9 protein-coding genes, 1 tRNA gene and 1 pseudogene are annotated in these 10,999 nt (G+C 70.1%); 4 read left to right on the plus strand and 7 right to left on the minus strand.

Annotated features, from left to right (window positions below; all coding sequences use genetic code 11):
- The first annotated feature begins 171 nt into the window (after positions 1–171).
- Both CCR97_RS01310 and CCR97_RS01315 read left to right on the plus strand, forming a co-directional pair.
- A complete protein-coding gene (locus tag CCR97_RS01310; protein WP_111359822.1) occupies positions 172–639 on the plus strand; it encodes a MaoC family dehydratase in 468 nt (155 codons plus the stop codon).
- A 159-nt stretch (positions 640–798) separates the two neighbouring features.
- Complete coding sequence (locus CCR97_RS01315; RefSeq protein WP_146618914.1) at positions 799–1,305, plus strand: hypothetical protein; 507 nt, start codon at positions 799–801, stop codon at positions 1,303–1,305.
- A gap of 281 nt (positions 1,306–1,586) precedes the next feature.
- Here CCR97_RS01315 and CCR97_RS01320 read toward each other — a convergent pair whose 3' ends face one another.
- The 3 genes from CCR97_RS01320 to CCR97_RS01330 all read right to left on the minus strand — a co-directional run bounded on the left by CCR97_RS01320 (position 1,587) and on the right by CCR97_RS01330 (position 3,006).
- Positions 1,587–2,378 carry a DUF2189 domain-containing protein gene (locus CCR97_RS01320; protein ID WP_111359820.1) on the minus strand — a complete coding sequence of 264 codons (792 nt, stop codon included), beginning with the start codon at positions 2,376–2,378 and terminating at the stop codon, positions 1,587–1,589.
- Between the two features lie 271 nt (positions 2,379–2,649).
- A complete protein-coding gene (locus CCR97_RS01325) occupies positions 2,650–2,892 on the minus strand; it encodes a DUF3222 family protein (protein WP_170146043.1) in 243 nt (80 codons plus the stop codon).
- A 38-nt stretch (positions 2,893–2,930) separates the two neighbouring features.
- A tRNA-Lys gene (locus CCR97_RS01330) sits at positions 2,931–3,006 on the minus strand.
- Positions 3,007–3,218: 212 nt separating this feature from the next.
- Here CCR97_RS01330 and CCR97_RS01335 point away from each other — a divergent pair.
- Complete coding sequence (locus CCR97_RS01335) at positions 3,219–4,385, plus strand: M20 aminoacylase family protein (RefSeq protein WP_111359818.1); 1,167 nt, start codon at positions 3,219–3,221, stop codon at positions 4,383–4,385.
- Positions 4,386–4,684: 299 nt separating this feature from the next.
- Here CCR97_RS01335 and CCR97_RS01340 read toward each other — a convergent pair whose 3' ends face one another.
- Both CCR97_RS01340 and CCR97_RS01345 read right to left on the minus strand, forming a co-directional pair.
- Entirely contained in the window at positions 4,685–7,405 is a 2,721-nt protein-coding gene (locus CCR97_RS01340; protein ID WP_111358861.1) for a glycosyltransferase, read from the minus strand.
- A gap of 186 nt (positions 7,406–7,591) precedes the next feature.
- Positions 7,592–8,131, minus strand: coding sequence for a beta-1-3, beta-1-6-glucan biosynthesis protein (locus CCR97_RS01345; RefSeq protein ID WP_201159243.1), 540 nt, complete (start codon positions 8,129–8,131; stop codon positions 7,592–7,594).
- A 310-nt stretch (positions 8,132–8,441) separates the two neighbouring features.
- Between CCR97_RS01345 and CCR97_RS01350 the strand changes: the two genes are divergently transcribed.
- Positions 8,442–10,076 (plus strand): glycoside hydrolase family 17 protein, encoded by a 1,635-nt coding sequence (locus tag CCR97_RS01350; RefSeq protein WP_111358862.1) that lies wholly within the window; start codon positions 8,442–8,444, stop codon positions 10,074–10,076.
- On the opposite strand, the gene CCR97_RS01355 is transcribed toward CCR97_RS01350, so the two are convergent.
- Positions 10,030–10,413, minus strand: a complete 384-nt coding sequence (locus CCR97_RS01355) for a hypothetical protein (protein WP_111358863.1) — start codon at positions 10,411–10,413, stop codon at positions 10,030–10,032. The two genes, CCR97_RS01350 and CCR97_RS01355, sit on opposite strands and share 47 nt — an antisense overlap.
- A 272-nt stretch (positions 10,414–10,685) precedes the next feature.
- Positions 10,686–10,999: pseudogene (locus CCR97_RS01360) on the minus strand (hypothetical protein); the annotation flags it as partial.

A 10,999-nucleotide genomic window follows, 5' to 3' on the forward strand; every position in this document is an offset into this window, starting at 1 on the left:
TCCTCGGGCTCTGATCGAGACGATACGGCGGGCCGCCCTCGGGCGGCCCGCTCGCATGTCGGGATACGGGGGATAGCCTCGTGCGACCGCCAGTGTCGGCTTGTGTTCGGCCACATCCCATGGTGCTCTTCGGTTTGATGCATCGCACCCAACCGGGATCGAGACCGCACCATGGCCGACACTGTTCTGGAGCCGCGCAGCCTGTTCTTCGAGGATCTCGCCATCGGCATGAGCGAGACGCTGGAGCGCACCGTCACCGACGCGGCGGTCCGCGCCTTCGCCGACGTCAGCGGCGATCACAATCCGATCCACCTGTCTGAGGAGTACGCCGCCGGGACCATGTTCAAGTCGCGCATCGCGCATGGCGTGTTCACGGCGAGCCTGATCTCGGCCGTGCTCGGCATGCGGCTGCCGGGGCCGGGCGTCATCTACATCTCGCAGACCCTGAACTTCCGCGGGCCGGTGCGGATCGGCGACACCGTCCACGTCAAGCTCGAGATCGCCGAGCTGATGCCGGAGAAGTGTCGGGCCCGCATCTCCTGCACCTGCACGGTCGCCGGCGAGGTGGTGCTCGACGGCGACGCCTGGGTGAAGGTGCCGTCGCGGCTTCCCAAGCCCGACGCTCCCAAGCCGGCCTGACGGAGCGGCGCGCGGGATCGCCCCGCCCGCGCGCTAATCCGCGCGCCCACGTATAACGACCGCGAGCGGTCACATGCGGCGAATGAATTAGCTGCCGCACAGCGAACGTGTATAATTTTCATCGCACGATCGGGGCGGGACTCTTGTCAGGAGGGCCGCATGCCTCAACCACAACGGTCCTGGGTTGAGCTGGCCGTCATTCTTCGCATGCGACACGACCGGCCGCCCGCGGTGGCGCAGCGCCGTGACGCGACGCCCGCCGGCGGCATCATCGCAGACGCCGCGGCCGACGACGTCGGGTTCGACGATCTCGCCGACATGGTGCTGGACTTCGCCTCCGACCCTGGCGACGACGGCGCCGACGACGGCTTCCGCACCGCCGGCAGCGCCGTGGTCGACGACCTTCTGCTGTGCCGGCGGATGCGGGCGCTGCGCCTCGATCCCGACGAGCTCTACTGCAGCGAGCCGCGCGCCTTCGGCATGCTCCGGCGGCTGTGCGCGACGTGTCCGGTCCCGGGCCGCTGCGCCCGCGATCTCGCCGACGAGTTCGCCGATCCGGCCTGGCAGGACTGGCGCAACTACTGCCCGAACGCGACGACGCTGAGCATCCTCAGCGCCCTGCGCGGCTGCGGCATGGGCGATGCCGATCCTCCGGCTGGCCAATAGACCACGCGCGGCGACAGGGGTGGGGCGCCGCCGTCGGATTTCGACCCCGTGCCCCGGACAAGGCGCGTCGGGCCGCAGGCCTGACGCGTCGCAGAGCCGGGGCCCAGGGGCGGCACGACGGGCATCTCGGCTAAAGCTTCGAATGGGCGCCCTGGGTCCCGGTTCGCGACGCGTCGCGTCGCGCCCGGGACACGAGGCTTTCACCCTGGCTGCAAAGTGGATCTGCAGACGTTTGGGCAGCGCAGACCGGCCGCTCGCTTGTGCGCGGCCGAGCCTTCAGCTCAGACCACGACCTTGCGGTAGAGGTGCCAGGTCGCGTGCGCCAGCACGGGCAGCACCACGGCGAGCCCGATGAAGAACGGCAGCGACCCGATGGCGAGCGCGACCGCGACGATCAGGCCCCACGCCGCCATGGCGACCGGGTTCTTGGCGACGGCCCGCACCGAGGTGTGCATGGCGCCGACGGCGCCGACGTCGCGGTCGAGGAGCATCGGGAACGACACCACGCTGATCACCAGCACGGTGAGGGCGAAGACGAAGCCGATGGCGTTGCCGACGATCAAGAGCGTGCGGCCGTGCGCGGTGCCGAACACGTCGGCCAGGAAACCGGACAGCGACTCGGGCGAGCCGTAGCCGAACAGGCTCTCGTACAGGCCCTCCGCGACGGCGAGCCAGACCACGAACAGCAGCATCAGGAGGCCGCCGAGCATCGCGATCGAATCGATCGACGGGTTCTTCAGCACCCCGAAGGCGTCGCGCCAGCCCGCCGGGTGGCCCTGCTCGCGGCGGCGGCTGAGCTCGTAGAGCCCGAGCGCCACGAACGGACCGACCAGGGCGAATCCGGCGACCAGCGGGAACAGCAGCGGCACCACGTCGTAGCCGAAGCTCATCCGGGCCAGCACCAGGCCGACGATCGGATAGAGCAGGCTCAGGAACACCACATGGCTCGGCATGGCGCGGAAGTCGTCGATGCCGCGGCGGAGCGCATCGCCGAGATCGGCCAGCCCGATGCGCCGGATCGCGGGGCGGATCGGGTGCTCGACCGATCCGGCGAAGACGTGAAGTGTCGACATGCAGTCCTCCCTTTGGCGTCTGCTCGACGGCATCTGCGCATGCGGGACGACCCTGCGGCTCGTCGCGGCCGCTTGCACGAGAGGTCGTCCACCATCGAACAGGCTAGGCCGAAGGCGGGATCACGCGGTTTCACGAAGCCGCCAGTACAACCGCGCGCATTGTCGCAGCGGTCGTGTACGCCAATACCGTCGCGTCACAGGGATGGCACGCGAGGGGGCGCAGCGAGGCTGTTGTCGGCGTCGCGGGACGCTCCGGCGCTGGGCGCAGCCGTCAGGGGCGCAGCATCTGCACCTTGGCGGTCGCGACGATCCGCTGGGCGATCACGACGGGGCAGTCCGGCGCGTGGACGATCGCCTCGACCGGGTGCTGCCAGGAGGCCGACGCGCCGCACAGCTTGCACTTGTTGGCGGCGCCGCCGTCCTCCTCCGACACGGTCTCGACCGCCGTCTTGAGCAGGGCGGCGGCAACCTTGCGGACGTCCTCGTCGGAGATGGCGGCGGTGAGGTCGGTCATTGGCATCGTTCCGAGCCGTACGAATGATCGGCAATGGGTGGTGAGCCCGCCGGGACTCGAACCCGGGACCCCATGATTAAAAGTCACGTGCTCTACCGACTGAGCTACGGGCTCCTGCGCGCCCGTGTGTAAAGACCCGGCCCCGGCGTGGCAAGTCGCCGCCGACGACGTGTGGATGCGACGTCGTGCGGACGCGGCGGTGCCGGCGGCCCGGGCGTCGCCTCAGGCGATGCATCGGGCGGGACCCGGGATCGCCGGCCTGCGTGTGGTCTTCGGCGGGCCCCCGCGCGATACTGCGGCAAAGCCTTTTGCCGAACGAGGAAGAGATGCCGATCGTCAACCGAGTCGCCGACCTTCATGCCGAGATCACGGCCTGGCGGCGGGACCTCCACGCCCATCCCGAGCTTCTGTACGACCTGCCGCGCACCTCGGCCGTGGTGGCCGAGAAGCTGAAGGCCTTCGGTTGCGACGAGGTCGTCACCGGGCTCGGCCGCACCGGCGTGGTCGGGGTCATCCGGGGCGGCAAGGGTCGCGGCGGCAAGGTGATCGGCATGCGGGCCGACATGGACGCGCTGCCGCTCGACGAGCTCGGCGACCTTCCCTACAAGTCGACCACGCCCGGCAAGATGCACGCCTGCGGTCACGACGGCCACACCGCGATGCTGCTCGGCGCCGCCCGCCATCTCGCCGAGACTCGCAACTTCGCCGGCACGGCCGTGGTGATCTTCCAGCCGGCCGAGGAGGGCGGGGCGGGCGCCAAGGCGATGATCGAGGACGGCCTGTTCGAGCGCTTCGGCATCGACGAGGTCTACGGCATGCACAACTGGCCGGGCCAGCCGGTCGGCCGCTTCGCCACCCGGGTCGGGCCAATCATGGCGGCGCAGGACACGCTGCGCATCGACATCGAGGGGGTGGGCGCGCACGCGGCGCGGCCGCATCTCGGCGTCGACACGATCCTGGTCGGCTGTCAGATCGTCAATCAGATCCAGTCGATCGTGTCGCGCAACGTCGACCCGCTGAAGAACGCCGTGGTGTCGATCTGCCTGTTCCAGTCCGGCACGACGGACAACATCATCCCGCAGACGGCGAAGCTGCTCGGCACGGCCCGCAGCCTCGCGCCCGAGGTCCGCGACCTCCTGGAGGCGCGGCTGACCAAGATGATCGCGGCGACGGCGGAGGCCTACGGGGCGAAGGCGAAGTTCGAGTACCGGCGCGGCTACCCGGTGCTGGTCAATCACGCCCGCGAGGCCGAGTTCGCCGCGGGCATCGCGGCCGACGTGACGGGCGCCGACAATGTCGACACCACGATCCCGCCCTTCATGGGCGCCGAGGACTTCGCCTACATGCTGCAGAAGCGGCCCGGCGCCTTCGTGTTCGTCGGCAACGGCGACTCGGCCGGCCTGCACAATCCCGCCTACAACTTCAACGACGACGTGATCCCGTACGGCACCTCGTACTGGGTGCGCCTCGTCGAGACCGCCCTGCCGGGGTGAGGGTGGGGGCGGGGCCGCCGCTCCGCGGCCGCGTGCCCCGGACAAGGCGCCTCCGGCCCCAGGCCGGAGACGCCGCAGAGCCAGGGCCCAGGGGCGACACGTCGAGGCGTCGCCCTTTGCGGCCGCCCTCCGGATGGTCCTGGTCTGCGGCCCCTAGGTCCCGGCTCGCGCTGCCGCGCTTCGCGCGCCAGCGCGTCCGGGACACGAGGCCGAGTTCCAAGCGACGAGCAGCGCTTCAAGACAAAAAAGGCCCGGCATAAGCCGGGCCTTTCGATTTAACGCGGTGAAAAACCGTCGGCTCACTGGGCCGGCTCGACCGCCTTGTCGGAGGTCATGGCCGGCTCGGCGCGGCGAACCGGCACCGGGCGCCGCGGGGCGAGGCCGAGAAGCTCGGCGGTGCGGGCCTGCAGGTTGCGCCAGACGGCGAAGTCGTTGAGCGGCGAACCCTCGAGCCCGGCCAGCGCGACCGCCGACAGGAACGGCAGGCTCTGCACCACGAGGACGATCGCGAACAGGTTCACCTCGCGGACGCTCTCGTGATTCGTCGCCCAGACGATGAAGGCGCCGATCAGCAGCAGGGCCCCGAACACCGCCTCGTCGAAGGCCGGGAACGACACCCGCTTCTTGGTCTTGCCGCCCTTGGCCGTGACCACGAAGGGCAGGTGGTCCTTGATCAGGCCGGTGCCGACCGCCTTGGCGACCGTCCACTGCATGGCCATGGCGGCCAGCATGGCGCCCGTCGCCTGCAGCGGGCCGATCTTCACCCGCGACCGGTAGAGGGTCGTGAAGTGCAGGATCGAGACCACCGAGGCGGCCAGGATCGGGATGGTCAGGACCTTGTCGGGAATCGCGATGCCGACGAAGGCGACAACCGGCACCCACAGGAGGTTCAGCATCGCGACGACGACGCCGAGGCTCTCCGCACCCATCCAGTTCACCCAGCCGAGCAGGAACTCGCGGCGCTGCGCCGCGGTGAGGTTGCTCATGCCGGGCAGGAACCGGCGCCAATGCTTCTTGGCGATCTGGAAGCCACCATAGGCCCAGCGGTGGCGCTGCTTCTTGAACGCCTCGAACGTGTCGGGCAGCAGGCCGTGGCCGTAGCGGCGGTTGGTGTAGAGGGCGCGCCAGCCCTGCTCGTAGATGGTGAGGCCGAGATCCGTGTCCTCGCAGATCGTGTCCGACGACCAGCCGCCGGCGTCGTCCATGGCGGCGCGGCGGATCAGGCACATCGTCCCGTGCGTGACGATGGCGTCGACCTCGTTGCGCTGGACCATGCCGATGTCGAAGAACCCGGCATACTCGCCGTTCATGATGTGGTGCAGCGGCGTCTTCTCGCCGTCGCGATGGTCCTGCGGAGCCTGCACCAGGCCGACCTGCGGGTCGGCGAAGGCCGGCACCAGGTCCTTCAGCCAGTCGGGCGTGACCGTGTAGTCGGCGTCGATCAGGCCGATGATCTCGGCGTCCGGCGCCGTGTGCTGCATGGCGATGCGCAGCGCGCCCGCCTTGAAGCCCTTCACGTTCTGCAGATTGAGGAACTTGAAGCGGTCGCCGAGCAGGCGGCAGTGCGCCTCGATCGGGTCCGTGTAGGCCGGATCCGTGGTGTTGTTGATCGCCACCACGCATTCGAAGTTCGGGTAGTCGAGCCGCGCCACCGAGTCGAGCGTCGCCTTCAGCATCTCGGGCTGCTCGTAATAGGCGGGGACGTGGATCGACACCTTCGGGGCGAAGCCCTCCGGCGCCTTGGTGCCGGGCCGGACCAGCCGCTGCGGGCCGCGGCCGAACAGCACCTGGGCGATCTCGTCGATCTTCCACATGGCGATGACGACCAGCGGGATCATCAGCAGCACGCCGATGCCGAGCGCGATCGCCTGGCCCATGACGAAGTAGTGGCCGCTCCAGTAGTCCCAGACGACCCCGGTCCAGGCGCCGACGATGTTGGCGAAGACCGCGAGGGTGAGGGCCTGCAGCAGGGTGGCGCCGGTCACGAACAGGATCGGCAGCGACACCACGAGGCTCGCCACCACGGCGACGACCGCGAGGGTGACGAAGGCCGGGTCGTAGACCGGGCCGGTCCAGGCGAACTTGGGCTGGCGGGCGGCGTCGAACAGGCCCCAATAGGCGCCGACCGAGCCTTCGAAGGTCTTCCACGGCTGGTCGAACGCTTCGATGATGTTGTAGTCGATGCCCAGCGCCTCGGCCCGTGCGACGAAATCGCGCAGCAGCGTCGCCTGGATCTCGCGGCCCGGCTCGGCAGCGCGGCGATTGTAGCCGGCGCTCGGCCAGCCGAACTCGGCGATGACGATGCGCTTGCCCGGGAACGCCTCGCGCAGCTTGTAATAGTTGTTGATCGCGAGATCGACGGTCTCGCCGGCCGAGAAGCCTTCCCAGTAGGGCAGGATGTGGACGGCGATGAAGTCGACGGCCGAGGCGAGCTCGGGGTGGTTCAGCCAGGTCGAGTAGATTTCACCGGTGGTGACCGGGACGTTGCCGCCGACCTCGCGCTTCACCTGCTGGATGTAGCGGATCAGCTCGCCGACCTGCTCCTTCTCGGAGAGGTCGCGCGTCACGGTGGCGCCGCCGGCCGTCTCGGTCTTCTTCTTGAAGTCGGCGCGGTAGATCGCCTCGTTGCCGACCACGATGGCGTTGATGTTGCGGTTCTTGCGGTAGAGGTCGACGACCGACTTGATCTCGCGCTCGTTGCGCTTCAAGTCGCCGTCGAGCCAGGCGCCGACCGCGACCTTCAGGCCGAACTCGTTGGCGACCGGGGGAACCAGCTCGGCGCCGCCGGTGGCCGAATAGGTTCGGATCGCCCTTGTGTAAGGCGACAGCACCTTCAGATCGTTCCGGATCTGCTCGGTGGTGGGACGGTTGCCCTCTTCCGGATGCCCCTCGAAGGGCGAGTAGGACACGCTGGTCAACGGTCCGGAGACGTTGGGGGCCGAGCTCTGGCTTTGCCAGATGGCCCACGCGCCCGCGTGCAAGCACGCAACGAGCGCGACCACCGCAGCGACGGAGCGCATGGTCTCTTCTCTACCGAATGGGGCGGAGGTGATCGGTCTCGAGCCTGTCCCCTAGGCTCGACCGGGAAAGGCCTTGCGCTGCACCATATGGATACCGCGCGGCCTTCTTCAAGTAGACTTTGGACATGGCGAATTCAGGGCGACCCGACCGCCATGCAGCGCAACCTTACAGCCCCGTAAACGACGTCAACGCGGGTTCGTTCCTTGCTGGGGAGCAGGAGCCGCCGCGGCCGCGGCCGGAGCCGCCGGGGCGGTATCCGGATTCAGCCAGCAAGCATGCACACGCGTGTTCAGGGTTTCGGTGGCCTTCGGGTCGATGTTGCCCTGTCGCACGACGCACCTGAACGTCGTCTGAACGTGACCGCCCGGGCAGCCGAAACGATCGTAGAGTTCGAGGTGCCGGAACGCGGTGTCGAGGTCGTCGCGCCACAGCAGGCTGACCACCCGCTCGCCGAGCCAGACGCATTCGGCGGCGGCGGCCGGACCCTGCAGGGCGCGGCCGGCCTCGACGGTCTGGTCCGCCCGCGTCTTGCGTTCGGTGCGAGCCGGATCGGCCGGCGGCTGTTGCTGCGGCGACTGAGGGGCCGGCTGCTGCTGCTGTTGCGCCGGCGGCTCCGGCGGCTTCTGTTCCGGCGCCTGGGCGGCGGCCGGCGAAAGGAGTGCGGCACACGAGAGGAATGCTGCAGCGACGGCGGCGGCAGCGACGCGCGAACCGGAAAGAGGCATGATGTGCTGTGAGCCTGGGCGAGTTCGTCCAGGACGGCGTGGACCATCATGGACCGGAGCGGCATTACGGCATGGCGACAATGTCAATCTTGCGACGGACGGATCGTCTTGTCCACTTGTCCGCGCTGCAATCCCGGTCGTCCTCGTCCGTCGTGTGACACGCCCTCCGGCACCGGTTCCGAAAGCGCTGCGCGGTGGCGGGACGACGCCCGCGACGGGCCGCGGCGCACGGCCCGCGGCGCACGGCCCTCTTGGCGCGGCGCCGGCGGCACGGTAGGCACCTGCCGGTCGCTCTCCCACGGAAGCCTCCATGCGTCTCCCGCTCAGCCTTCTGGTCGTCGCCGTCGCGCTCGTGGCGGGGTTCTGGTGGTGGCTCGGCCGGCCCGTCCCGGTCGGGTCGGTTGCGGCCGGCGCGCCGCCGGCCGACCGCAAGCTCGAATGCATCTCCTATGCGCCGTTCCGCAGCGCCCAGAATCCGTTCGATCTCACGCTCAAGATCGAGCCCTGGCAGATCGAGGAGGATCTGGCGCGGCTCGCGCCGCTGACCCGCTGCATCCGCACCTACTCGATCCGTAACGGCCTCGACCAGGTGCCGGCGATCGCCGAGAAGCACGGCCTGAAGGTGCTGCAGGGGCTGTGGCTGTCGAGCCACCGCGAGCTCAACCGGGCCGAGATCGCCGGCACGATCGCGCTGGCCAAGCGCTTCCCGCAGGTGATCAGCAGGGTGGTGGTCGGCAACGAGGTGCTGCTGCGCGGCGAGCTTTCCGCCGCCGATCTCGGCGCGATCATCCGCGAGGTTAAGGCGGCCGTGCCGGTGCCGGTCACCTATGCGGACGTCTGGGAGTTCTGGCTGCGCAACCGCGACCTCGCCTCCGCCGTCGACTTCATCACCATCCACATCCTGCCGTACTGGGAGGACATCCCGATCTCGGCCGCCGAATCGGGCGCGCATGTCGAATCGATCGTGAGGAAGGTCGCCGATGTGTTTCCAGGGCGCGACATCCTGGTCGGCGAGGTCGGCTGGCCGAGCGCCGGCCGCATGCGCGAGGCCGCGCTGCCGTCGCTCTCCAACGAGGCGCTCGTCGTGCAGGACGTGCTCGCCCGCGCCGCCCGGGGCGGGTTCCGGGTCAACGTCATCGAGGCCTTCGACCAGCCGTGGAAGCGCATCCTCGAAGGCACGGTCGGCGGCCACTGGGGCATCCTCACGGCCGGAGACCGGACGCCCAAGTTCCTGGTCGGCGAGCCGGTGTCGGATCATCCCGGCTGGGTGAAGCAGGCCGGGCTCGGCATCGCCGTGGTGCTGGCCGTGTTCGGCGCCGCCCTCCTGGTCGCCGGGCCCGGGCGGACCGGGATCGGCGTGGCCGTGTGGGGCGCCGTGATGATCGACGCCGTCGTCGGCGGCGCGCTGGCCGGCTGGACGGCCGAGAAGATCATGGTCGAGAGCCTCGGCTGGGGAGGCTGGGTGCGGGGCGCCGGCTTCGCGCTGGTCGCTCTCGCGGCGCCGATCGTCGGCGCCGGGCTCCTGGTTCGCGGCACGCGGCCGCCCGGCCTCGTGCTGGCGCTCGGCGGCCGGCCGGACCGCACCGGCGACGCCCTCGCGACCGCCGGGGCCTGGCTCCTGGTGCTGACCGCCGTGCTCGCCGTGCAGACGGCGCTCGGCCTCGTCTTCGATCCGCGCTACCGCGACTTCCCGTTCACGGCCCTCACCGCTGCGACGCTGCCGTTCCTGCTGATGGCGGTGCTGCCGGCCGGAAAGGCCGAGACGACGGGCGGCCGCGGCGCGGCCGAGACCGTGATGGCCGTGACGCTCGCGCTGTCGGCCGGGTTCATCGTGCTCAACGAGACGGTCGCGAACTGGCAGGCCGTGTGGCTCGCCGTCGTCTTCGTCCTCCTCGCCGTCACGCTTCTTCGCGTGCGGGGCGGGCGAGGCTCAATGCCAAGATAGCGGCGCCGGTGCCGGCGAGGCCGGCATTGTAGAGCACGACGCCGAGCGCGCTCGCCGCGAGCCCGATGGCGAGCATGAACACCGACGGCCGGATCAGGTTGATCAGCGCGGCGCCGAGCGCCACCCAGCCGAACACCCCGACATTGAACAGCCGCGACGTCACCAGCCGCACCGTGCAGACCCCGGTGTGGGCGTGGGTGCCGGCGTCGCAGGCGAGCCCGACCGGCGTGTTCTCGACCACCAGGTAGCGGATCCACAAGGCGGTGCCGAGCGCCAGGAAGCCGACCGTGATCAGCCCGTTGGTGGCGCGGCAGGAGGGCAGGAAGCGGGTTCGCATGGGGCCTTTTGCTCTCGTCCATCGAGGGCTTTGCATGGTCCGGTCATTCCGGGGCGGCGCACCGCGCCGAACCCGGAATCCAGCCCAGGATATGGCGTTCGCCGCTGGATTCCGGGTTCGCGCCGGAGCCTGCGCCTGGACGGCGCATGCGCCGTCCGGGTGGCGCGCCCCGGAATGACGAAGCCTGCAAAGCCGTCCGGTCCGCAGAGAACCCCGATCGCCCCGTCGGCGCAAGCGCGCCGAAGCGTCGCTGCGCGGCGAGGCCGCGTGCGTCAGGGCAAAGCGAGCATCTGGCCGTCGTAGCTGGTCGCCCGGCAGGCGACGCCGGCGATGGCGACCGACGCGCACAGCCGCGACGCGGCGAGCGCGCTCGCCACCGGCCCGGCGACGAGCCGCATCTCGACCAGCCCGGGCTTGCCGCCCTCGCGCAGCGCGATCGCCGGCTTCACCTCGCTCAGGAACTCGCCGGCCTGGCTGTCGCGCACCTTGGCCCACAGCCCGCGCAGGCTGTCGATGCTGTTGGGGCCGCCGATCTCGATGGCGAAGCGCTTGCCGGGCTCGGGCGCGGCCGGGGCGGGGGCGGCCG

Origin of the sequence: Rhodoplanes elegans, assembly GCF_016653355.1 — a bacterium.
Classification (GTDB): Bacteria; Pseudomonadota; Alphaproteobacteria; order Rhizobiales; family Xanthobacteraceae; genus Rhodoplanes; species Rhodoplanes elegans.

Bases quoted from the DNA above. Each gene is read 5' to 3' on its own strand.
- CCR97_RS01310 (WP_111359822.1), top strand. From the start codon at position 172: ATGGCCGACACTGTTCTGGAGCCGCGCAGCCTGTTCTTCGAGGATCTC.
- CCR97_RS01315 (WP_146618914.1), top strand. From the start codon at position 799: ATGCCTCAACCACAACGGTCCTGGGTTGAGCTGGCCGTCATTCTTCGC.
- CCR97_RS01320 (WP_111359820.1), bottom strand. From the start codon at position 2,378: ATGTCGACACTTCACGTCTTCGCCGGATCGGTCGAGCACCCGATCCGC.
- CCR97_RS01325 (WP_170146043.1), bottom strand. From the start codon at position 2,892: ATGACCGACCTCACCGCCGCCATCTCCGACGAGGACGTCCGCAAGGTT.
- CCR97_RS01335 (WP_111359818.1), top strand. From the start codon at position 3,219: ATGCCGATCGTCAACCGAGTCGCCGACCTTCATGCCGAGATCACGGCC.
- CCR97_RS01340 (WP_111358861.1), bottom strand. From the start codon at position 7,405: ATGCGCTCCGTCGCTGCGGTGGTCGCGCTCGTTGCGTGCTTGCACGCG.
- CCR97_RS01345 (WP_201159243.1), bottom strand. From the start codon at position 8,131: ATGCCTCTTTCCGGTTCGCGCGTCGCTGCCGCCGCCGTCGCTGCAGCA.
- CCR97_RS01350 (WP_111358862.1), top strand. From the start codon at position 8,442: ATGCGTCTCCCGCTCAGCCTTCTGGTCGTCGCCGTCGCGCTCGTGGCG.
- CCR97_RS01355 (WP_111358863.1), bottom strand. From the start codon at position 10,413: ATGCGAACCCGCTTCCTGCCCTCCTGCCGCGCCACCAACGGGCTGATC.